Raw genomic sequence first — 23,061 nt, 5'->3', positions numbered from 1 at the left:
AAATTGTAAGCAAAAGATCACCAGTATGTATAGTTCTTTTACTTAAGATGCAATTCTTTTTAGCATGATTTAAATATTAATGCATATATTTTACAGGAGTTCCAAAAGATAAGCGAAACTATTTAAAGAAGTATAACTAACATCATATACCACCATTTCCACAGGAATAAACGACAAATTCATATGTTTTTTTAATAAAATCGCCAGAACCCCTTTGCAAATCGACCGATGGAATGCTATGATAAAATAGAATTTATTATCGTTCGTTAACAGTTGTTGGAGGTGCATGGTTTTGTCAGAAAGTCTACAGGAAATCATGGTGAAGATGCCAAAGAACCTACTAAGTGAGGTGGATGGGTTAATGAAATATGAAAATAGCGATCTAAGCGATTTTATTTGTGAAGCAACGCAAATTTATTTAAACCATAAAAAAGAAGAGCACATTCAGCGCTTCCACGAAACAATGCAGCGTGGTTATGAAGAAATGGGACGTATTAATTTGACGATTGCTTCCGAGGCCTTTCAAGCTGAAGAGGAGGCTGAAAACACCCTAGAGCGCTCTGTGATCGGGGTGTAACAATTTGATCGTTCAAAGAGGCGAGGTATATTTCGCTGACTTATCCCCTGTTGTTGGATCGGAGCAAGGTGGGGTAAGGCCTGTCCTAATTCTCCAAAACGACATCGGTAACCGTTTCAGCCCTACTGTTATTGTCGCTGCGATAACAGCGCAAATTCAAAAGGCAAAATTACCAACCCATGTGGAGATTGATGCAAAGCGATATGGATTTGATCGGAATTCCGTAATTCTATTGGAACAAATCAGGACGTTGGATAAGCAGCGTTTAACGGATAAAATTACGAAATTAGATAAGGAAATGATGATTAAAATTAATCAGGCACTGGAAATAAGCCTCGGCTTAAAAGATGTATATGGTGGATAAACTCCTACTCTTTCTTTGAGTAAGGAGTTTTTTGTTTGCTTTTGTCTCTTCGTGAATGAGGACAATTATTAAACAAGGTTATAAATGTTATTAGACAGTGCATCTGTGTTATAATTAGAGTCGAATATAGTTCATATACACACATATTTGTAGACTTTAATTGCAGAATTTGATATTACGTGTAACAATATGTCTAAATTTTAATTTAAATTATCTGGGTGGAGGTAGAGAAAGCATGAAACGAGGACTTAGAGAGCTCCTTATAGAAAATAGCGATTCTATTGTTGAAAATTGGTTGGAGGAGATTAATTCATTAAAAACGGGGAATTATACAGCGACTATTTCGGACGAGTTGTATGAAAGTACAAATCGAGAATTTGTTAATGTGATATTTACTAGTATCCGTAATCAAGGTTCTTCAAAAGAAGTAGAAGATTTTTCTGAAAAAATCATTAATCTAGGTTGGCCTTTAAGCTATCTGACAGATGGATTACAGGTTTTTCGAAGAGTGTCAATAGATTATCTGCTTAGTCAATCCGAACAAGTAGATTCGAACCAATTCTCAATGATTTTATCGAATGTTGATGAGTGGGTGGAGCCTCTAATTCGCCAATTAGTAAATGAATACTCTGGTAGCTGGGAGAATATTCTATCGTTGCAACGTGTTGCTTTACAAGAATTATCTGCCCCACTGATTCCGGTTATGGAAGGTATTACAGTAATGCCTTTAATTGGTACGATTGATACAGAGAGAGCAAAGTTAATTATGGAGAACCTATTAGAAGGTACTATAAAACATAATTCAGAAGTTGTATTAATAGATATTACAGGTGTTCCAGTAGTGGATACGATGGTTGCGCATCACATTATTCAAGCTGCAGAAGCTGTTCGATTAATTGGTTCTACATGCATTTTAGTAGGTATACGACCTGAAATTGCCCAAACGATTGTCAATTTAGGTATTGATCTAAGTAATTTCCCGACGCAGAGTTCATTGAAAAAAGGTTTTACTAAAGCATTAGAACTTACAGGCCGTGAAGTTGTAGATTTGAAAACTCGTGAGGCAGATATTGAAGGAATCATAAATTCCTTGAAAGGAGAATAAGTATATGCGAATTCCAATTTTAAAACTCCATAACTACTTACTTATCTCTATTCAAACAGAAATAGATGATCAAACAGCAATTCAATTTCAAGAAGACTTATTAGATAAAATTCATAAAACAGGAGCTTCAGGTGTAGTAATTGACTTAACTTCTGTTGATATAATTGATTCTTTTATTGCAAAAGTGCTTGGGGATGTTGTATCGATGTCGGATTTAATGGGGGCGAAAGTTGTACTTACTGGGATTCAACCTGCTGTTGCAATGACATTAATTGATTTAGGTATCCATATGCAAAATGTCCCTACAGCATTAGATTTAGAACAAGGGATAGTTAAGCTTCAACAGGAATTGGAGGTATAATGATGGATCCACAATCCTGCGTGAATATAAAAAAAGAGTGGGATATTGTTGGAGCAAGACAACTTGGTCGTGAAATGGCAAAGCAAGTGGGTTTTGGAACGGTTGACCAGGCGAGGGTTGCAACAGCAATATCAGAATTAGCTCGTAACATATACTTATACGCTGAACACGGTAAGATTTGTTTTGAAGTTATTAAAGGCGAAAAGAAACAAGGTTTATGCATGATTGCGTTAGATAATGGCCCTGGAATAAGCGATATTAGTCGTGCTATGCAAGACGGTTATACTACTTCCGGAGGACTAGGAGCAGGGCTTCCAGGAGTGAAAAGACTAATGGATGACTTTGATATTGAATCCGAAATAGGAAAAGGTACGAGAATAAAAGCTGTGAAGTGGGTAAGATAAAGATATCCATATGACGGTTCAAAACGAGTATAATTTTCCTCTATTTATAAATTACGGGGGATAATCAAATGGAAAAGACGATAAAAAATAATACAAAAAGATATCAAGATTTATTGGAAAAATATATTCATTCTCAAGATGAAGAAGCATTGTACGGAATTGAGAAAGTAAGTAAAGATTTTATAAAAAAGAATATATTACCTGAAGAAATTATTAATCTTCATATACAAGCAATGGAGAACTTGAATCCCGAATTAACGGATGATTATAAGAACTCCATGAACTTTTTATTGGAAGCGATGATTTTTTATGGTTTAGCTCTACAAGAAGTAACTAATCTCAGGCAAGAGAAAGATGTATTAACTTCGGAGATATCGATTGCAGCTAATATGCAAAAGACACTGCTAGGAACCGAAAAACCAGAAATTGATGGTGTGGATTTAGGAATTATTAGTGTTCCTGCACATCAGATGAATGGCGACTACTACCATTTTGCAAAAGGAAGTGGTGATACCTTTGGAATTGCCATTGCGGATGTTATTGGTAAAGGTATTCCAGCAGCGCTTTGTATGTCGATGATTAAGTATGCAATTGATAGTTATCCTGAGGAATCCATGCGTCCAAAAACTATTTTAAAAAACCTTAACCGAGTAGTAGAAAGAAACATTGACCCAAGTATGTTTATTACGATGTGTTATGCACACTATCATCCATCGGAAAATATACTTCGTTTTTCTTCAGCTGGTCATGAACCCGGTTATTTTTATCATGCAAAAACAGATACATTTGAAGAAATAAAGATGAAAGGGTTAGTGTTAGGTGTAATGCCTGACGCAACTTATCAAGAAATCGATTTAACGATGGATGATAATGATATGGTAATTCTACTAACCGATGGTGTAACCGAATGTCGTGATGGAGACCGTTTTATTGAAACAGAAGAAGTTTTACAAGTGATTCGACAATACGCACATTTATCTGCACAAGAGATGGTTGATAGTGTTTACAAACATTTTGAGCGTTTGCAAGGATTTCAACTTCGAGATGATTTTACATTATTTGCTATTAGAAAAAGTGTTTGATCTCTTATTTGATGGGGTATATAAGTTAAAGGCCTAATAAGAAATTTTGTTTAAACTATTATGTTAAGGAACGAGGAGGTACGTAATGAATTTATCGGTAAATACAGAGGAAAACGATGGTCGAATTGTATTAAAGGTTGCAGGTGAAATTGATGCTTATACTGCTCCGAAATTAAAAGAAACACTATTACCATTGATTAAAGAATCCTCTAATCATGTACAAGTTGATTTAGAGGAGGTCAATTATATGGACAGTACTGGTTTAGGAGTGTTTGTAAGTGCTCTTAAAGCTTCCAAAGAAAGTGAAAGTAATTTTGAGCTGATTAATGTACAAGATAGGGTTTATCGCATATTTGAAATTACAGGGTTAGATGAAATCATTCAGTTAAAAGCGATTCGAGGTGTCAATGAATAATGAGTAACTATGATTATATTGAAATGAAAGTTCCAGCAAAACCTGAGTATGTAGGTGTTGTTCGTCTTACATTATCAGGAGTTGCCAATCGTATGGGTTTTTCATACGAATCTATTGAGGATCTAAAAGTTGCGGTATCTGAAGCAATTACAAATGCGGTAAACCATGCTTACAATGATAATGAAGCAGGAGAAATTACAATCGGCTTTGGAATATATGAAGATCATATCGAAATTATGATTGCCGATCGTGGAGAAAGCTTTGATCTAGAAAAAATTAAAAAGGAAACAGGTCCATACCACCCAGAAGAACCCGTAGAAAAGTTAAGAGAAGGTGGATTTGGTTTATTCCTGATTGAAGCACTAATGGACGATGTAAAAATCAACAATCAATATGGCGTAATGATTATGATGACTAAATATATAACAGAAGAAGAGGTGGACATAGATGACGACCAAATCTCAACCACACAATAAAGGGGGAGATGAGGTTTACCAATGGATTGAGTATCTACAGAAAGATCCAACTAATGAAGAAATACAAGAAAAAATCGTCTTGATGTATAAAGATTTAGTGGGGTCGATCGCAAGAAAGTATTCCAAAAATAGTGCGATTCATGAGGATTTAGTACAAGTCGGAATGATTGGATTACTAGCCGCGGTCAGGAGATATGATCCAACATATGGTAAGTCATTTGAATCCTTTGCAATACCAACAATTATAGGTGAAATTAAACGATTCATACGTGATAAAACATGGAGCGTACATGTACCACGAAGAATTAAAGAACTAGGACCAAAAATAAGAAAAGCTGTAGACGAATTAACTACAGATAATCAAAAATCACCTTCAGTGGCTGAAATAGCAGATTATATAGGAACATCAGAAGAAGAAATTTTAGAAACAATGGAAATGGGTCAGAGCTATAAAGCTCTATCTGTTGATCGGAAAATCGAGTCTGATTCTGATGGAAGTACAGTCGCCATTCTAGATCTAGTAGGTAATAGTGAAGATGGCTACGATAATGTAGACCAACGTATGATGTTAGAAAAAATATTACCGATTTTATCAGAAAGAGAACAACAAATTTTAGAATGTACGTATTTCAAGAATATGAGTCAAAAAGAAACAGGAGAACTTCTTGGTATATCTCAAATGCACGTCTCTAGACTACAGCGTCGTTCTTTAAGAAAGCTTAGAGAAGCGATTCAGTCAGAGAGTACGGAGGTTTTAGATTGATTTCTGGAGAACATGTAGATGTCTCTGTATTTCAAGTACCCAAAAAAGGGAATTATGAATGTGGAGATAGCTATTTTTATATAGAGTTAGAAAATGAATTTCTATGTGTAATAGCAGATGGACTTGGAAGCGGTGAGATTGCCAAGGAGTCATCTCAGGTAGTAATTGATATTATTAAAAGCCAAGTTCAAGCACCAGTTGAAGAGATTGTGCGTGTTTGTAATGGGGAGTTATCTGGAAAGAGAGGCGTCGTTCTCGGAATTCTAAAGATTAACTTTGATAATAATATCGCAGCATTCTCTTCAATCGGAAATATTGGGATCATGGTATTGGAAGAAGGGAAAAAGAAAAAGCGTAATATCCCTAATGCTGGTTATCTAGGTAGTTTTAATAGAAAATGTAAAGTAATGACATATGAACTTAGGAAAAACACAAATTTAATCATGTTTTCTGATGGTGTTCAAGATAAAGAGTTATCTCAACATTTTTTTGTTGATTCTAATGTGGATACGATAATTGATACTTATCGCCAAACTACGGATAAGATAAGACACGATGATACTACCTTAATTGCAATGCGTTTTAAGAAATAAGCTGATTTCATAACAACTAACAGTATGTTAGTCTTTTATGAAATCAGCTATTTTTGTGTAGATAATCAAGCAAATCCCTATCAAAATTAGGATTCGAGTGAAGTTTTTGATAAAATAGATAGTATATTCAAGGAGGAGTAGTAATGTCTGAAATAGATAAAAGTTTATTAAAAATGGTAACGGATGAAACCGGAGTAGGAACATCTACTGTTGAAAAAGTAATTGCATTACTGGATGAAGGTAATACCGTTCCTTTCATCGCAAGGTACCGTAAAGAAGTAACAGGCGGATTAGATGAAGTAAAAATTAAGTCAATTCAAGACAAATGGAATTATGTGGTTAACCTCTCTGAACGTAAGCAAGAGGTATTAAGAATCATTGAAGAACAAGGAAAACTCACCAAGGAACTAGAGAATGATATAAAAGCTGCTACGCAATTACAACGAGTGGAAGATTTATATCGTCCCTATAAGCAAAAACGCAGGACGAGAGCAACTATAGCAAAAGAAAAAGGCTTAGAACCTTTCGCGTTACTCGTTTGGTCACAAGAGAAAGATGTTAATTTACAAGAAGAGGCAAAGCAATATTTTTCTCAGGAATATGAATTACATACAATAGAGGATGTATTGCAAGGAGTCAATGATATTATCGCAGAATGGATATCCGACGATGCCAAATACCGTGATTATATTCGTGATATTACATTTAAGCGCGGGCTTATTCAATCTGAAGTGAAGAAACAAGAAGATGATGAAAAAGGAATATATGAAATGTACTATTCCTATAGTGAAGCAGTTCGATCTTTAGTTTCTCATCGAATTTTGGCCTTGAACAGAGGAGAAAAAGAAAAGATATTAAAAGTGCAAATTGAACCTCCTGTTGATCAAATTATATCTTATCTAGAAAAACAAACTATAAAGAACAATATTAATGAGCAACTTACCAATTCTTTGAAAGTGGCAGCGGAGGATAGCTATAAGCGTCTTATCCAGCCATCTATCGAACGAGAGATTCGTAATGAACTCACAGAGAAAGCAGAGGCCCAGGCTATTGAGGTATTTTCTGTTAATTTGAAGAACCTTTTATTACAACCACCATTGAAAGGAAAAGTTGTCTTAGGTGTGGACCCTGCATTTAGAACAGGATGTAAACTAGCTGTAGTAGACGAGACGGGAAAGGTACATCATATTGGAGTAATTTATCCAACAGCTCCTAAAAATGATATCAAAGGAGCAGAAAAAGTCGTTTTACAACTTATTGAACAGTTTAGTGTTGAATTAGTTGCTATTGGGAATGGAACGGCTTCTCGTGAAACAGAGCAATTTATTTCCGATGTTATAAGAAATAAAGAATTGGACCTTCCATATATTATTGTCAATGAAGCTGGAGCAAGTGTTTATTCCGCATCTCCTCTTGCTAGAGAAGAGTTCCCAGACTTACAAGTAGAAGAAAGAAGTGCTGTGTCTATCGCGCGACGTGTACAAGACCCATTAGCAGAACTCGTAAAGATTGACCCGAAATCGATTGGTGTAGGTCAATACCAGCATGATGTTAGTCAAAAAGAGTTATCCGGTTCGTTGTCATTCGTAGTAGAAACAGCGGTTAACCAAGTAGGTGTAAATGTCAATACAGCTTCATCTTCGTTATTGCAATATGTATCTGGTTTAAGTAAAACCGTCGCGAATAATGTAGTGAAACAACGAAATGAAGAGGGGAAATTTACGAACCGTAAGCAATTAAAGAAAATTCCAAGACTAGGAGCGAAAACGTATGAGCAAGCAATAGGGTTCTTGAGAATTCCTGATGGAGATACTGTTCTCGATCGCACTCCAATTCACCCGGAAAGCTATGATCAGACAAAAAAATTACTACAAATGTTAGGTTATACGGAGAATGATATTGGTAGTGAAAAATTACAACAGGAGCTAAATAATTTAGATAAAAAAGCTACTGCTGAGAAGTTAAATATAGGATTACCAACGCTAGAAGATATAATGGAAGCATTAGGAAAACCAGGAAGAGATCCACGTGATGACTTTCCACAACCATTATTAAAGAAAAACGTTATGAATATGGAAGATCTAAAACCAGGTATGGAACTACAAGGAACAGTGAGAAATGTAGTAGATTTTGGCGTTTTTGTTGATATTGGTGTGAAACAAGATGGACTTGTGCATATTTCCAAGATGTCGAAGCAATTCGTTAAACATCCCATGGATATTGCTTCAGTTGGAGATGTAGTGACAGTCTGGGTTGATCAAGTTGATGTACAAAAAGGTCGAATTGCATTAACGATGGTCAGAAATGACGATAAATAAAAAGCATGGCTCTTTTTTAGAGCCATGCTTTAATATTAAACAATAATTATTTTACGCTTTCGGGAACTTGTAATCCAAGTCCTTGAGCTACGCGCTCTCCCCATTCAGCGTCTGCTTTATAGATATGCTCAATTTGACGAAGTTTGATTTCATCTTTTGTAACTGGAGTCATATGACCTACAAATGCTTCAACTAGACGATCTTTTTCATCTGCTGACATAAGGCGATAAAGATCGCCAGCTTGAGTATAATGATCATCACTGTCGTAAGTTACACTATCTGCTTGACCATATACTTCAAATGGGTTGATTTTAGTTTCATTATCTTCTGTTGGACCATTTACGCTATTTGGTTCATAATTTGGTTTGTTACCGCCATTACCATCTACGCTCATGTAGCCATCACGTTGATAGTTATTTACTTCGTTTTTAGGACGGTTTACTGGAATACTATGATGGTTTGCTCCTAGACGGTAGCGATGTGCATCAGAGTAACCGAATAAACGACCTTGAAGCATTTTATCTGGAGATGCTTCAATTCCAGGTACGAATTGACCAGGTGAGAAAGCAGCTTGTTCTACTTCTGCAAAGTAGTTCTCCGGATTACGATTTAATACCATACGTCCAACTTCAATACGTGGATAGTCTTTTTTAGACCAGATTTTTGTTACATCAAATGGATCCCATTTGTACGTTTTTGCATCTTCATAAGGCATAATTTGTACATATAGTTTCCAAGCAGGGTGGTCCCCTTCTTCAATTGCATTAAATAAATCTTCTGTATGATAATCAGGGTTTTCACCAGCGATTTTATCTGCTAATGCAGGATCTAAGTTTTTAATACCTTGTTCACTAATAAAGTGGTATTTAACCCAGAATGCTTCTCCTTCTGCATTAACCCATTTAAATGTATGACTTCCATATCCATTCATGTGGCGTAAAGTAGCCGGAATACCACGGTCACTATGAAGGTATGTAACTTGGTGTAATGATTCTGGTGATAATGACCAGAAATCCCATACCATGTCTTTATCTTTTAAATGAGTTTGTGGGTTACGTTTTTGTGTGTGAATAAAATCTGGAAATTTAATTGCATCACGAATGAAAAAGATTGGTGTATTATTACCAACTAAATCATAGTTACCTTCATCAGTATAAAATTTAACTGCGAAACCACGTGGGTCACGTACAGTGTCTGCAGATCCTAGTTCACCAGCAACTGTAGAGAAGCGGATAAACATGTCTGTGCGTTTACCTTTTTCACTGAGGAAATCAGCTTTTGTATATTTTGATATTTCGTCATTTGTAACTTCGAAGTATCCATGTGCACCTGCACCTTTTGCGTGTACAACACGTTCAGGAATACGTTCTCTATTAAAATGAGCAAGTTTCTCTAGTAAATGAAAATCTTGTAGTAGTGTAGGTCCATTATGTCCAGCTGTAATTGAGTTTTGGTTATCGCCTACTGGTGCTCCAGCAGCAGTTGTTAATGTGTTTTTCTTATTACTCAATGTAAATCTCCTCTCTTTCATTAAGTATTAAATCATCTACAATTAATATTATAATATATTCCAGATAAAAATCAATATTTAATTACAATTATTTTAAATAACAAATAGATCAAATACTGAATTGGTTTAAGGACAAACATTTTCTCTATTAATTGAGAGTTCTCGGAATCACTGATATCATACATTTACCTTATTTTCCAAGCAAATCAAATTTGTCGAGTTAAATGGTAATCTTCTTAGTACATATAATAGGAAATGATACAAATTACTGCAAATAATTTCTCATTATATTAAACTAAAAGAATAGTTTATTGATAAGGTAAGGAGAGATTTTAATGAGACTTCCTAGTGATATTGAATTGTTTGAATTAGTCGATAAGCTATCCTTAACGTATTTTAATAAACCTTTTGTAGATAAGGTGTATTTCAATTCACGTTTAAGAACTACTGGTGGCAGATACCTACCGAGTAAAAAAGTAATTGAATTGAACCCAAAGTATGTAATAGAGAGTAATAAAGAAGAGTTTTATGGGATAATAAAGCATGAATTATGTCATTATCATCTTCATATAGAAGGAAAAGGATATAAACATGGAGATCGTGAATTTAAAGAACTTTTAAAAGCTACTGGATCTCCAAGACATTGTTCGCCATTACCATCACAACAGAGAGAGTATCTTTATAAATATCAATGTAATCGATGTGGGTTTGTCTACAAAAGAATAAGAAAAGTAAATATGAGAAAGTATAGATGTGGGAAATGTAGGGGGAGTTTAAAGGAAATTTAATTTTTTTCAAAAGAAGTATTGACGATAAATATCTTTCCGTGTTAAATTAATAAAGCTGACAAGTTGAGAAAACAAGTAGGCGAAGAAACGTTTTTAAAAAATGTATTAACTTGTTGACAATCGGCAAAATATGTAGTATGATATTTTTCGTTGCCGTAATAATTCAGTTACGCAATACATAATAATTATTCCACAGTAGCTCAGTGGTAGAGCAATCGGCTGTTAACCGATCGGTCGTAGGTTCGAATCCTACCTGTGGAGCCATTAAGGGAGAAGTACTCAAGTGGCTGAAGAGGCGCCCCTGCTAAGGGTGTAGGCCGTTTACGCGGCGCGAGGGTTCAAATCCCTCCTTCTCCGCCATTACTTTTACTTAAATAATGGCCCGTTGGTCAAGCGGTTAAGACACCGCCCTTTCACGGCGGTAACACGGGTTCGAATCCCGTACGGGTCATCCTTCTAAATAAAATAAATATTGGTCCGGTAGTTCAGTTGGTTAGAATGCCTGCCTGTCACGCAGGAGGTCGCGGGTTCGAGTCCCGTCCGGACCGCCATAAGTTGGGCCATAGCCAAGCGGTAAGGCATCGGGTTTTGATCCCGTGTACCCCAGGTTCGAATCCTGGTGGCCCAGCCATTTATTATTTTGAAGGTACAATACTATTAGCATTAATAGTATTTTTTTATTGTTTTTTATATAAGAGCCATTAGCTCAGTCGGTAGAGCATCTGACTTTTAATCAGAGGGTCGAAGGTTCGAATCCTTCATGGCTCACCATTTTGCGGTCGTGGCGGAATGGCAGACGCGCTAGGTTGAGGGCCTAGTGGGCGTATAGCCCGTGTGGGTTCAAATCCCACTGACCGCATCTACTTATGAAACCAGTAATACCAATGGATGAAGTTCCGTTGGTATTTTTTTGTATTCGAAAATAATAAGAATTCTTGTTCGTTCTATACTTTCTAAGTGCCCAATCTATTAACTTCATCGTACCAGTCTAAATTTGTCAGTGAAAGTAAAATTAAAAGATGATGTACATTTTTATGGATGAACTTTAGATTCTACTTAGTTAACGGGGCTGGATAGTGCAATAAGCAAAGAAAAAGCACTCGTAATTGAGTGCTTTTTTATTTTATATAATTTTTTTAATGGATTATTTAATTTACCGTTACACAACAAGAGGAATTATCTTTTTTATCAACATTTTGTTTTGTATAAAAATACTCCCACTCATTTCCATCAGGGTCGGTTACCCAAAACTTGTCTTGAATCGCATAACAACAAGTTGTATTCATTTCTTCTCTTGCAAAAAAACCTTCCTTTTCTAAGCGTGCTTTATGCATTAACACTTCTTCTTTTGAGATCACTTGAACACCTAAGTGATTAATATTGTTCCCTTGAACATCTTCAACTTTTGTTAGTGTTAGATTAAGATTTGGCTCGGTAGTCAAAAACTTTACATACCCATCTTTTTCTTTTGCAGGGGCGACACTAAACAGTTTTTGGTAAAATACCTTGCTTTCTTCTAAGTCTTTCACATTTAAACCAATGTGTACATTCATTAACGCAAACACTCCTTCATCAACTTTTTTTGATTAATTATATATAAATTAAAACCGTTATTTAGACGGTTTTAAGATACAACATAGCTGTTCCGAAAGAATAGAGTCTACATGCTCATTATTAATGCGATAATAACTCCAAGTCCCTCTCGTTTCTTTGTGTAGGATATTAGCATCTGTCATAATTTTTAGATGATAAGAAAGTTTGGATTGCGGTATATCTAATTCTTCGGTCAAATCACAAACGCACATTTCTCCTTGGATGCTTAATAAGTTTAATAAATGTAGCCTCCTTGTATCGGCTAATGCTTTAAACTGTTTTTCATATGTGGCTAGTTCATCAGTTGTTAACCTATTATTTATATTTTTCATGAGAGGTAAACCTCCTTTAATCAAATATTATTGATTAATATAAAAATAACACTTTCCAAAGTATAAATCAACTTTTTTTGATTAATAGGTGTGTTTTTTATTTAACTAACTAGAGTTTTAGTTTAATAAGGTTCTACAAAATAAATTATTTATGAAAAGATTGACATTAGAGTTTATACAAAACTGGCGATATGAAATGCGATTAAATAAAAGATGTGTATTCCATAATTGATACCTCTCAATCTAGAGGGCTAGTGGACGTATAGCCCCTGTGGGTTCAAATCCCACTGACCGCATCTTAATAAAACTAGTGATATCAATGGATGAACTTCGTCCGTTGGTATTTTGTACCTATATTACTCGCAAAAAATAGTTTTACAACAAAATTCACCATAAAATAAATTTAAAAGAAAAAATTCACTAAAATACTTCTAGTTGATTCATAAAATCTATAACGTCAGAGGAGACCCAATAAACCTTAATTTTATTATTTTGAATATAAAAAATATCGGTTCCATCAAAAGAAAGAAGATACTATTTATGAGTACTGTGTATCAGAAAATGTAGTAAAGTCAAGCCTTGAAAAAGAACGTGCGTTCCCTTATATTTTTATCTAGAAAGTTTATAAATGAAATAAATTCTTCTGAAAGAAGGTTGATGTACAGTGAAAATTGACACACCCAAAATCCCTGAAGATCTAACAGTGAGAAGATTTACAGATATTTTTTTTGAAGAAAATACGGAATTTGAAATGTGTATGGTTACCGATTCTGAATTTGTCGATGAAGTACTTGATCGAGTGCGATTATATAAAACAGTGATTAGAAACTGTAATTTTATAAATACAGACTTCAGCCGAATAGATCTTACTGATGTGTGCTTTGAGAATTGTGATTTATCCAATGCTAATTTGAGTAATGCCTCTATGAATCGAGTTGAGTTTCTTAATTGTAAGTTACTTGGTAGCAACTTAACTGAGTCTTATATCGGTAATACAAGATTTCGGGAATCGATTCTTAACATGGTTATGTTGGGTAGCTCGAAACTTGAAAAGGTGATTTTTGAAAATAATGAGTTAGAAAGTGCTGACCTTTTTGACTGTAAACTAAAAAAAGTAGAATTTCTTTCATGCAATCTCAATGGTGCAAACTTTGAAGAGACATCGTTAAAAGGAATTGACATAAGTACATCCGATTTTAATTTTTTAACAGTTTCAATGGAGAATTTAAAAGGATGTATAGTATCATCGTCTCAAGCGATACAATTTGCTTCGTTATTAGGTCTACAAATTAAATAGAATTGAGATATAATAATCCAATTAAACAATATGTATCTATCCTCAATTGTATTTTAAAATAAAAAACCCGTGAAAATCACGGGTTTTAATTGTATTTAAACTAATTGAGATGCTAAAGAATCGACATTCGTATTTAGCCATGCTAACTGCCTAGTAGTGAGTCTAGCAATTTCTAAATATTCTCTTGGTAGTTGCTCATACGGTTCATAAAAATTACTGACTGCCAACTGAAAGAAATATAGATAGGACATATTAAACAAGTCGTACTTATTAAGAGAAAAATTTTTTGAATAGCTATCTATATAACGTTTAAGTGAATTAGATTCTATTTCTCCGCTCTTAGCTTTAGGGTCCGTATAAGCGAATGACATAATTAATTCCCAAGAAGCCGGTAAGTGACAAGCATCTGTCCAATCAATTGTATATATTTTTTTATCATTATATATTAATTGAGAAGTATAATAATCTCCATGAGAATTAGTACAGGTAAACTTAGAATAATCAAAAGTAAAGTTTCTAATTGTTTTTAGATATTCTAATCGATTAGTAATATCTTGTATAGTCATAATATCATTAGATTTCTTTGCCTTTCTTAAAGTATTGAGATAAGATTGTTTAGCTTTATTTATTTGTTCATTAGTGAAAAAATTCTCAATAATAATGCCTGTTTTTAACTTTGGGATGTGTGATAATACATCTTGAATTTTCCCTAAATTTTGAGCGGATAAATCCTTGAACCATTCATTCCCGCAATTTAAGTCATATATATCCCCGTGTATATATTCTTGCAGATGGTAATTTTCTCCATTTAGCGAAAACGAATATGTTCCTCGATTAGATTTAATTATTTGTGCTACAGGAATGTCGTTTTCATAAAGGAATTTAACTAAATTTCCCTCTGTTTCAGTATCTTGAATATATGACGGTAACCGTTTTAGAACATAACTTCCCTTAGTTGTATTCAAGTGATATGTTACAGCTACGTCATGATTGGTTAGTTGTGACATTTGTTTAATTTTTAAATCATAGTATTCATCCATCACATGATTAAATTTATTTAAGTTCATTTATTACTCTCTCCTCTATTATTTATTCTTGAGAAAAGGTATGAACCAGACTTAAACATAAGTTATTCAAACAAAACCCTCCTTAGTAATTAGTATTCTATAAAGAGTTATGAGTAAAATCAATTATAATAATATGGAAACAGTTGAAAGTATTTGATTTAATATAAATCTATATACATAAAGTTTGTGTGTATATATTAAGAAAATTTATACCAATAAAGAAGGGGAGAATGCTTCTTCTAATTGGCTTTTTATCGAAAATAATAGTTAGAACGACATATTGATCGGAGTAATGAAAGAAAACAAGCGAAACTAAATTATTATAAAATCCTAAAAACCACCAAAGGAATGTATCCTTGGTGGTTTTCTTTATTCTATAGTAATACTTCCATTATTAGTTCGCATTTTTATAAGATTTTCTCCGCTGCCGTACACGGTATCCCAATCTTTTGTCCCAAAAACAGTAATGCTTCCATTATCTGTACGTAAATCTAGTGTAGCATTAGTTAATTCAGTACCCGTATTCACGATTATTTTACCATTAGAAGTCTGTAAATCCATAGGATTATTAAGGTTTTCATTGCTTATAGTAATAGAGCCGTTATCTGTTTTTGCTACGATATTATTTGTTGCTTGTTGAATTTCTATCTTTCCGTTATTTGTAGTGACATTTACTTCTCCAGCTACTTGGTTTAATGTAATTTTTCCGTTGCTTGTTTCTGCGTGGAGATCAGATGCAATTTGCTCGGCATTAATTTTCCCGTTATCAGTACTCAAATAGATCTTAGTTGCTTCTATATTTGAAGCAGTTATTTTTCCATTGTCTGTTTTCGTTTGTAAATTTTCCAATGCTTTATCTGGCAAGTAGACATGTATACTTGGAGTTTCAAATAATAAGAAGTCTATATTGAAAAAGTCTAATCTTTTTTCTTCGGCATTTATATTTAATGTGCTCTCTTTTGTTTCTACATTAAAATCATAATTATCTTTACTACTTGTATATTCTACTCTTGGACTTTCTTCATTAGAAGATAAGATATTGACTGTTGCATTATCCGCACTGACTTTCAATTGATTGAAATCCATTTCTTCAATATTAACAGTTTCAGTTTCTTGTGTACCCTCCTTATTCCCATAAGGAAATGTAATGGCGATACCAATTATTCCAATAACTAAAAGAAAGGAAGCCAGAAGAAGTATTTTCTTAGTACTAGTCATTTGTAGCACCACCTTTAACAATTCGTACATTATAATTCAAATATTTAATAAAGATTTTAATCGCATACTTTGTAACATAATACATTGCAACACCTAAAAATAGACCTATTCCTACTATAGTAATAGAGAAAAATAATTCAAAAAGCTGAAAGGCATCTGGAGTTATTAACATTTTTCCTATTAATGCTACAAACTGAAGGATAAATGAAACGCTTATTCCCCACAGGGAGACAATTATTCCTGCAACCGCTAATAAGGGACCTAATACAATAATTAAATTAAGGAAACCTAAAGCAATTACAGCCAATGTTGCTTTAAATACATTTTCTGTAGAGGTATGCTCTTTTGCTTTTTCTACATGGTAATTTGCTTTAATGTCTTTTGCCAATTGATGAGGGGAACCAAGGGAGTCAGCAATTTGCGTTTCGGTTTTGCCTTCTTCTAAACCAACATTGAAATGCTCTTCTATATCTTGAAGTATTTCGTTTTGTTCATCACTAGGAAGACTATTTAATCGATTTTGTAACTCTTTTAAGAACTCGCGTTTTTCCAATTATAATTCCTCCTTCATAAGAGCATTGACTCCGTTAGTAAATGTTTTATACTCTTCCTTCAGTGCGATTAAATGCTTTTTGCCATTAGGAGTTAAGTGATAGTATTTGCGACTCGGTCCTTCGAGCGATTCTTGTAAGTAAGTTGTACAGAATTCTTGTTTTAGCATTCTGCGGAGAATAGGATAAATCGACCCTTCAGATATCTCGATTCTCTCTGTTATGCGTTTGATTAGTTCGTAGCCATATAGATCTTGTTTTTCAAGTAGTACTAAAACACACAACTCGAGTACTCCTTTTTTAAATTGGGCATTCATAACATCACCTTTTCTTATTGTAGATAACAACTATAATATAGCACTCACTACTGTTCAATGCAAGGTAGTATATAAAATATTATACTCACAATTAATAAGGTATTCGCATTGAAGGGAGGGAGTACATTAAAAGGACATGCTTTAATCAACAATATGTTCAATTGTTAGTATTAATGAAATGAATTAAGGAGTAAATGAATTCCAAATATTTTTTTAATAAAAACCCCCTTGCATAGAATGGGGAGACATGCTATATTATTAAACGTTGATTCATTAATTACAACAAACAACAACAAAAAGTATTATCATATTTTAATATTTTATGTTGCATACCAACTGAAAAGATGGTAAAATATAAAAGTTCGCTTTTAAGCGCCTGTAGCTCAATTGGATAGAGCGTTTGACTACGGATCAAGAGGTTAGGGGTTCGACTCCTCTCAGGCGCGCCATCGGGAAGTAGCTCAGCTTGGTAGAGCACTTGGTTTGGGACCAAGGGGTCGCAGGTTCGAATCCTGTCTTCCCGACCAGGAGTTACATATTATTAATTGAATAACTGCGGGTGTAGTTTAATGGTAAAACCTCAGCCTTCCAAGCTGATGACGAGGGTTCGATTCCCTTCACCCGCTCCAGAAATGGGCCTGTAGCTCAGCTGGTTAGAGCGCACGCCTGATAAGCGTGAGGTCGGTGGTTCGAGTCCACTCAGGCCCACCATTTCTTATAAAAAACACTTCAAAAAAAGTTTTCGAAAAGTGTTGACAGGATTTAAGAGAAATGATATATTTATAAAGTCGCTTTTTTGAGAGCGACACTGAAATTGCTCTTTGAAAACTGAACAAAACAACCAGTACGAAAGAAGAAAAACACCTCGTTTTTCTTAAAAAGAAATGAAGTCAGAAGTTGACTTCTGAAGCACAAGAAACACAACTTTTATGGAGAGTTTGATCTTGGCTCAGGACGAACGCTGGCGGCGTGCCTAATACATGCAAGTCGAGCGCAGGAAGTTATCTGATCCTTTTCGGAGGTGACGATAATGGAATGAGCGGCGGACGGGTGAGTAACACGTAGGCAACCTGCCTGTAAGACTGGGATAACTCGTGGAAACGCGAGCTAATACCGGATAACACTTTTCATCTCCTGATGAGAAGTTGAAAGGCGGCTTTTGCTGTCACTTACAGATGGGCCTGCGGCGCATTAGCTAGTTGGTAAGGTAACGGCTTACCAAGGCGACGATGCGTAGCCGACCTGAGAGGGTGATCGGCCACACTGGGACTGAGACACGGCCCAGACTCCTACGGGAGGCAGCAGTAGGGAATCTTCCGCAATGGACGAAAGTCTGACGGAGCAACGCCGCGTGAGTGATGAAGGTTTTCGGATCGTAAAACTCTGTTGTTAGGGAAGAACAAGTGCCATAGTAACTGATGGCACCTTGACGGTACCTAACCAGAAAGCCACGGCTAACTACGTGCCAGCAGCCGCGGTAATACGTAGGTGGCAAGCGTTGTCCGGAATTATTGGGCGTAAAGCGCTCGCAGGCGGTTCTTTAAGTCTGATGTGAAATCTTACGGCTCAACCGTAAACGTGCATTGGAAACTGGAGAACTTGAGTGCAGAAGAGGAGAGTGGAATTCCACGTGTAGCGGTGAAATGCGTAGAGATGTGGAGGAACACCAGTGGCGAAGGCGACTCTCTGGTCTGTAACTGACGCTGAGGAGCGAAAGCGTGGGGAGCGAACAGGATTAGATACCCTGGTAGTCCACGCCGTAAACGATGAGTGCTAGGTGTTAGGGGGTTTCCGCCCCTTAGTGCTGAAGTTAACGCATTAAGCACTCCGCCTGGGGAGTACGGCCGCAAGGCTGAAACTCAAAAGAATTGACGGGGGCCCGCACAAGCGGTGGAGCATGTGGTTTAATTCGAAGCAACGCGAAGAACCTTACCAGGTCTTGACATCCTCTGAACACTCTAGAGATAGAGTTTTCCCTTCGGGGACAGAGTGACAGGTGGTGCATGGTTGTCGTCAGCTCGTGTCGTGAGATGTTGGGTTAAGTCCCGCAACGAGCGCAACCCTTGATCTTAGTTGCCAGCATTTAGTTGGGCACTCTAAGGTGACTGCCGGTGACAAACCGGAGGAAGGTGGGGATGACGTCAAATCATCATGCCCCTTATGACCTGGGCTACACACGTGCTACAATGGATGGAACAAAGGGAAGCGAACCCGTGAGGTCAAGCAAATCCCACAAAACCATTCTCAGTTCGGATTGTAGGCTGCAACTCGCCTACATGAAGCCGGAATCGCTAGTAATCGCGGATCAGCATGCCGCGGTGAATACGTTCCCGGGCCTTGTACACACCGCCCGTCACACCACGAGAGTTGGTAACACCCGAAGTCGGTGAGGTAACCTTTTGGAGCCAGCCGCCGAAGGTGGGACTAATGATTGGGGTGAAGTCGTAACAAGGTAGCCGTATCGGAAGGTGCGGCTGGATCACCTCCTTTCTAAGGATAATATAGGAAGTGCAGGCGCCTTGCTTATCGACGTACAGATTGGAGAACTCCAGACGAGATAAAGGAAACACGAATGTAATTCGATGTTGACTTATCGTAGGATGGAATTCGAAATCTGCTAGTCGATAGGCGCCGGAACTAGACTATTAACGGAATCGTACTTGGTTGTTTGGTTCAGTTTTGAGAGAGCAATCTCTCGAAATAATGAACTTCTGTTAAGAACGTCACGTCCTGTGACAACACAGAAGCCACCACATCCGTGTGGAAGTTTGTACCTTGAAAACTAAATAAGAGTAACAACGACATCAAAAAACAGAAAGCTGAAGCGACTGTTCAGTGACGTATGAACTGGACTGAACCGAAGGAGATAAAGGAAACACGATGAACGATAGTGAATCGATGTTGACTTATCGTACGGAGGAGAAGGAAGTTACACTAGTCACTAGGAGCTGAAGCTGGATTGAAACAAGGCTATTAAATTAGCACGCTTATTTACTGAAATAACTTAGTTAAGTGAATAAGGGCGCACGGTGGATGCCTTGGCACTAGGAGCTGAAGAAGGACGGGACTAACACCGATATGCCTCGGGGAGTTGTAAGTAAACTTTGATCCGGGGATTTCCGAATGGGGAAACCCACTGTTCGTAATGGAGCAGTACCTATACCTCAATACATAGGGTATAGGGAGCAGACCCGGGGAACTGAAACATCTCAGTACCTGGAGGAAGAGAAAGAAACCTCGATTTCCTGAGTAGCGGCGAGCGAAACGGAAAGAGCCCAAACCAGAAAGCTTGCTTTCTGGGGTTGTAGGACACTCCTTTGGAGTTACAAAGAAATTCTTTAAATGAATCGATCTGGAAAGGTCAGCCGAAGAAGGTAACAGCCCTGTAATTGAAAAGGAATTTCCTCCGGAGTGTATCCTGAGTACGGCGGAACACGTGGAATTCCGTCGGAATCCGGGAGGACCATCTCCCAAGGCTAAATACTCCCTAGTGACCGATAGTGAACCAGTACCGTGAGGGAAAGGTGAAAAGCACCCCGGAAGGGGAGTGAAATAGAACCTGAAACCGTGTGCCTACAAGTAGTCGAAGCCCGTTAATGGGTGACGGCGTACCTTTTGTAGAATGGACCGGCGAGTTACGATCTCATGCAAGGTTAAGTGGAAGACACGGAGCCGCAGCGAAAGCGAGTCTGAATAGGGCGAATATAGTATGTGGTCGTAGACCCGAAACCGTGTGATCTACCCATGTCCAGGGTGAAGGTCAGGTAACACTGACTGGAGGCCCGAACCCACGTATGTTGAAAAATGCGGGGATGAGGTGTGGGTAGGGGTGAAATGCCAATCGAACACGGAGATAGCTGGTTCTCTCCGAAATAGCTTTAGGGCTAGCCTCAAGATGATGAGTACTGGAGGTAGAGCACTGATTGGACTAGGGGCCCCTACCGGGTTACCGAATTCAGTCAAACTCCGAATGCCAGTTACTTAAACTTGGGAGTCAGACTATGGGTGATAAGGTTCATAGTCGAAAGGGAAACAGCCCAGACCGCCAGCTAAGGTCCCAAAGTATACGTTAAGTGGAAAAGGATGTGGAGTTGCCCAGACAACCAGGATGTTGGCTTAGAAGCAGCCACCATTTAAAGAGTGCGTAATAGCTCACTGGTCGAGTGACTCTGCGCCGAAAATGTACCGGGGCTAAACGTATCACCGAAGCTGCGGATTGTTCTTACGAACAATGGTAGGAGAGCGTTCTAAGTGCTGTGAAGTCAGACCGTGAGGACTGGTGGAGCGCTTAGAAGTGAGAATGCCGGTATGAGTAGCGAAAAAAGAGTGAGAATCTCTTTCACCGAATGCCTAAGGTTTCCTGAGGAAGGCTCGTCCTCTCAGGGTTAGTCGGGACCTAAGCCGAGGCCGACAGGCGTAGGCGATGGACAACAGGTAGATATTCCTGTACCACCTCATGATTGTTTGAGCGATGGGGGGACGCAGTAGGATAAGGAATGCGCACCGATGGACGTGTGCGCCCAAGCAGTGAGAAAGTCAGATAGGCAAATCCGTCTGGCAATTTCAAGCTGTGATGGGGAGGGAAATTGAGTACCGAAGTTCCGGATTTCACACTGCCAAGAAAAGCCTCTAGTTAGATCATAGGTGCCCGTACCGCAAACCGACACAGGTAGGCGAGGAGAGAATCCTAAGGTGAGCGGGAGAACTCTCGTTAAGGAACTCGGCAAAATGACCCCGTAACTTCGGGAGAAGGGGTGCTCCTTCATAGGAGGAGCCGCAGTGAATAGGCCCAAGCGACTGTTTAGCAAAAACACAGGTCTCTGCGAAGCCGAAAGGCGAAGTATAGGGGCTGACACCTGCCCGGTGCTGGAAGGTTAAGGGGACGAGTTAGCTCTTCGGAGCGAAGCTTTGAACCGAAGCCCCAGTAAACGGCGGCCGTAACTATAACGGTCCTAAGGTAGCGAAATTCCTTGTCGGGTAAGTTCCGACCCGCACGAAAGGTGCAACGACTTGGGCACTGTCTCAACGAGAGACCCGGTGAAATTATACTATGCGTGAAGATGCGCATTACCCGCGACAGGACGGAAAGACCCCGTGGAGCTTTACTGTAGCCTGATATTGAATGTTTGTGCAGCTTGTACAGGATAGGTGGGAGCCTTTGAAGCGTGAGCGCTAGCTTACGTGGAGGCACCCGTGGGATACCACCCTCGCTGTATGAACATTCTAACCCAGGACCGTGATCCGGTTCGGAGACAGTGTCAGGCGGGCAGTTTGACTGGGGCGGTCGCCTCCCAAAGAGTAACGGAGGCGCCCAAAGGTTCCCTCAGAATGGTTGGAAATCATTCGTAGAGTGTAAAGGCAGAAGGGAGCTTGACTGCGAGACCTACAAGTCGAGCAGGGACGAAAGTCGGGCTTAGTGATCCGGTGGTTCCGCATGGAAGGGCCATCGCTCAACGGATAAAAGCTACCCCGGGGATAACAGGCTTATCTCCCCCAAGAGTTCACATCGACGGGGAGGTTTGGCACCTCGATGTCGGCTCATCGCATCCTGGGGCTGTAGTCGGTCCCAAGGGTTGGGCTGTTCGCCCATTAAAGCGGTACGCGAGCTGGGTTCAGAACGTCGTGAGACAGTTCGGTCCCTATCCGTCGTGGGCGTTGGAAGTTTGAGAGGAGCTGTCCTTAGTACGAGAGGACCGGGATGGACACACCGCTGGTGTACCAGTTGTTCCGCCAGGAGCATGGCTGGGTAGCTACGTGTGGAAAGGATAAGTGCTGAAAGCATCTAAGCATGAAGCCCCCCTCAAGATGAAACTTCCCATCACTTCGAGTGAGTAAGATCCCTCAGAGACGATGAGGTTGATAGGTCCGAGGTGGAAGCGTGGTGACACGTGCAGCTGACGGATACTAATTGATCGAGGACTTATCTAAGT

General features: G+C 38.0%; 20 protein-coding genes, 11 tRNA genes and 2 rRNA genes. 26 read left to right on the top strand and 7 right to left on the bottom strand.

The window, feature by feature from the left end; all coding sequences use genetic code 11:
- The first annotated feature begins 292 nt into the window (after positions 1-292).
- The 11 genes from ABC346_RS00165 to ABC346_RS00115 all read left to right on the top strand — a co-directional run bounded on the left by ABC346_RS00165 (position 293) and on the right by ABC346_RS00115 (position 8,458).
- Positions 293-577 carry a CopG family ribbon-helix-helix protein gene (locus tag ABC346_RS00165; protein ID WP_011065027.1) on the top strand — a complete coding sequence of 95 codons (285 nt, stop codon included), beginning with the start codon at positions 293-295 and terminating at the stop codon, positions 575-577.
- A gap of 4 nt (positions 578-581) precedes the next feature.
- Positions 582-941, top strand: a complete 360-nt coding sequence (locus ABC346_RS00160) for a type II toxin-antitoxin system PemK/MazF family toxin (protein ID WP_011065028.1) — start codon at positions 582-584, stop codon at positions 939-941.
- 235 nt (positions 942-1,176) lie between these two features.
- Complete coding sequence (locus ABC346_RS00155; protein WP_413232960.1) at positions 1,177-2,046, top strand: RsbT co-antagonist protein RsbRA; 870 nt, start codon at positions 1,177-1,179, stop codon at positions 2,044-2,046.
- A gap of 4 nt (positions 2,047-2,050) precedes the next feature.
- Entirely contained in the window at positions 2,051-2,407 is a 357-nt protein-coding gene (locus tag ABC346_RS00150; protein WP_413232959.1) for an STAS domain-containing protein, read from the top strand.
- A gap of 2 nt (positions 2,408-2,409) precedes the next feature.
- Positions 2,410-2,811 (top strand): anti-sigma regulatory factor, encoded by a 402-nt coding sequence (locus ABC346_RS00145; protein WP_379605271.1) that lies wholly within the window; start codon positions 2,410-2,412, stop codon positions 2,809-2,811.
- A gap of 68 nt (positions 2,812-2,879) precedes the next feature.
- Positions 2,880-3,893, top strand: coding sequence for a PP2C family protein-serine/threonine phosphatase (locus tag ABC346_RS00140; protein WP_413232958.1), 1,014 nt, complete (start codon positions 2,880-2,882; stop codon positions 3,891-3,893).
- A gap of 85 nt (positions 3,894-3,978) precedes the next feature.
- Entirely contained in the window at positions 3,979-4,308 is a 330-nt protein-coding gene (locus tag ABC346_RS00135) for an STAS domain-containing protein (RefSeq protein ID WP_413232957.1), read from the top strand.
- Positions 4,308-4,784 carry an anti-sigma B factor RsbW gene (rsbW, locus tag ABC346_RS00130; protein ID WP_413232956.1) on the top strand — a complete coding sequence of 159 codons (477 nt, stop codon included), beginning with the start codon at positions 4,308-4,310 and terminating at the stop codon, positions 4,782-4,784. Before ABC346_RS00135 ends, rsbW begins: the two co-directional genes overlap by 1 nt.
- Positions 4,756-5,547: an RNA polymerase sigma factor SigB gene (gene sigB / locus ABC346_RS00125; RefSeq protein WP_413232955.1), complete on the top strand. Its 792-nt coding sequence runs from the start codon at positions 4,756-4,758 to the stop codon at positions 5,545-5,547. The genes rsbW and sigB overlap by 29 nt, the downstream gene beginning before the upstream one ends.
- A complete protein-coding gene (locus ABC346_RS00120; RefSeq protein WP_413232954.1) occupies positions 5,544-6,140 on the top strand; it encodes a SpoIIE family protein phosphatase in 597 nt (198 codons plus the stop codon). The genes sigB and ABC346_RS00120 overlap by 4 nt, the downstream gene beginning before the upstream one ends.
- A 143-nt stretch (positions 6,141-6,283) precedes the next feature.
- Positions 6,284-8,458, top strand: a complete 2,175-nt coding sequence (locus tag ABC346_RS00115) for a Tex family protein (protein WP_413232953.1) — start codon at positions 6,284-6,286, stop codon at positions 8,456-8,458.
- Between the two features lie 46 nt (positions 8,459-8,504).
- Here the strand turns inward: ABC346_RS00115 and ABC346_RS00110 are convergent, their stop codons facing one another.
- Complete coding sequence (locus ABC346_RS00110) at positions 8,505-9,989, bottom strand: catalase (RefSeq protein WP_413232952.1); 1,485 nt, start codon at positions 9,987-9,989, stop codon at positions 8,505-8,507.
- Positions 9,990-10,303: 314 nt separating this feature from the next.
- Here ABC346_RS00110 and ABC346_RS00105 point away from each other — a divergent pair, with 314 nt between their 5' ends.
- The 8 genes from ABC346_RS00105 (at position 10,304) to ABC346_RS00070 (ending at position 11,615) form a co-directional block, all read left to right on the top strand.
- The gene (locus ABC346_RS00105) at positions 10,304-10,756 is read left to right on the top strand and encodes a SprT family protein (protein ID WP_413232951.1); all 453 of its coding nucleotides are present in this window, start codon (positions 10,304-10,306) and stop codon (positions 10,754-10,756) included.
- 189 nt (positions 10,757-10,945) lie between these two features.
- A tRNA-Asn gene (locus tag ABC346_RS00100) sits at positions 10,946-11,020 on the top strand.
- 5 nt (positions 11,021-11,025) lie between these two features.
- Positions 11,026-11,116, top strand: a tRNA-Ser gene (locus ABC346_RS00095).
- 19 nt (positions 11,117-11,135) lie between these two features.
- Positions 11,136-11,207 (top strand) — tRNA-Glu (locus ABC346_RS00090).
- Positions 11,208-11,230: 23 nt separating this feature from the next.
- Positions 11,231-11,307, top strand: a tRNA-Asp gene (locus ABC346_RS00085).
- A gap of 5 nt (positions 11,308-11,312) precedes the next feature.
- Positions 11,313-11,387, top strand: a tRNA-Gln gene (locus tag ABC346_RS00080).
- Positions 11,388-11,451: 64 nt separating this feature from the next.
- Positions 11,452-11,527 (top strand) — tRNA-Lys (locus ABC346_RS00075).
- 4 nt (positions 11,528-11,531) lie between these two features.
- Positions 11,532-11,615: transfer RNA gene (locus ABC346_RS00070), tRNA-Leu, on the top strand.
- 289 nt (positions 11,616-11,904) lie between these two features.
- Here the strand turns inward: ABC346_RS00070 and ABC346_RS00065 are convergent.
- Together ABC346_RS00065 and ABC346_RS00060 are read right to left on the bottom strand one after the other, a co-directional pair.
- Complete coding sequence (locus ABC346_RS00065) at positions 11,905-12,309, bottom strand: ArsI/CadI family heavy metal resistance metalloenzyme (protein ID WP_413232950.1); 405 nt, start codon at positions 12,307-12,309, stop codon at positions 11,905-11,907.
- 57 nt (positions 12,310-12,366) lie between these two features.
- Positions 12,367-12,681, bottom strand: coding sequence for an ArsR/SmtB family transcription factor (locus ABC346_RS00060; RefSeq protein ID WP_413232949.1), 315 nt, complete (start codon positions 12,679-12,681; stop codon positions 12,367-12,369).
- Between the two features lie 664 nt (positions 12,682-13,345).
- On the opposite strand from ABC346_RS00060, the gene ABC346_RS00055 reads away from it, so the two are divergent.
- Complete coding sequence (locus tag ABC346_RS00055) at positions 13,346-13,978, top strand: pentapeptide repeat-containing protein (RefSeq protein WP_413232948.1); 633 nt, start codon at positions 13,346-13,348, stop codon at positions 13,976-13,978.
- Positions 13,979-14,073: 95 nt separating this feature from the next.
- Here ABC346_RS00055 and ABC346_RS00050 read toward each other — a convergent pair whose 3' ends face one another.
- The 4 genes from ABC346_RS00050 to ABC346_RS00035 form a co-directional block, all read right to left on the bottom strand.
- Positions 14,074-15,045 carry a phosphotransferase gene (locus tag ABC346_RS00050; RefSeq protein WP_413232947.1) on the bottom strand — a complete coding sequence of 324 codons (972 nt, stop codon included), beginning with the start codon at positions 15,043-15,045 and terminating at the stop codon, positions 14,074-14,076.
- Positions 15,046-15,414: 369 nt separating this feature from the next.
- Positions 15,415-16,263, bottom strand: a complete 849-nt coding sequence (locus ABC346_RS00045) for a DUF4097 family beta strand repeat-containing protein (RefSeq protein ID WP_413232946.1) — start codon at positions 16,261-16,263, stop codon at positions 15,415-15,417.
- Complete coding sequence (locus ABC346_RS00040) at positions 16,256-16,816, bottom strand: HAAS signaling domain-containing protein (protein ID WP_413232945.1); 561 nt, start codon at positions 16,814-16,816, stop codon at positions 16,256-16,258. Before ABC346_RS00040 ends, ABC346_RS00045 begins: the two co-directional genes overlap by 8 nt.
- Entirely contained in the window at positions 16,817-17,131 is a 315-nt protein-coding gene (locus tag ABC346_RS00035; RefSeq protein WP_413232944.1) for a PadR family transcriptional regulator, read from the bottom strand. It abuts the gene before it with no gap.
- A 372-nt stretch (positions 17,132-17,503) separates the two neighbouring features.
- Between ABC346_RS00035 and ABC346_RS00030 the strand changes: the two genes are divergently transcribed.
- From ABC346_RS00030 to ABC346_RS00005, 6 genes are all read left to right on the top strand, one after another.
- Positions 17,504-17,580: transfer RNA gene (locus ABC346_RS00030), tRNA-Arg, on the top strand.
- A 1-nt stretch (position 17,581) separates the two neighbouring features.
- Positions 17,582-17,658 (top strand) — tRNA-Pro (locus tag ABC346_RS00025).
- A gap of 28 nt (positions 17,659-17,686) precedes the next feature.
- Positions 17,687-17,760 (top strand) — tRNA-Gly (locus ABC346_RS00020).
- Between the two features lie 5 nt (positions 17,761-17,765).
- Positions 17,766-17,842: transfer RNA gene (locus ABC346_RS00015), tRNA-Ile, on the top strand.
- A 215-nt stretch (positions 17,843-18,057) separates the two neighbouring features.
- Positions 18,058-19,621 (top strand): 16S ribosomal RNA (locus tag ABC346_RS00010).
- A 516-nt stretch (positions 19,622-20,137) separates the two neighbouring features.
- Positions 20,138-23,059: ribosomal RNA gene (locus ABC346_RS00005) — 23S ribosomal RNA — on the top strand.
- The 16S and 23S rRNA genes sit together here with 4 tRNA genes alongside, the layout of an rRNA operon.
- Positions 23,060-23,061: the final 2 nt, after the last annotated feature.

Source organism: Oceanobacillus phoenicis (genome assembly GCF_047238145.1).
In the GTDB taxonomy this organism is placed as follows: domain Bacteria; phylum Bacillota; class Bacilli; order Bacillales; family Amphibacillaceae; genus Oceanobacillus.
Note: the sequence above shows the minus strand (reverse complement) of the source record. Positions and strands in the feature narration are given on the sequence as shown.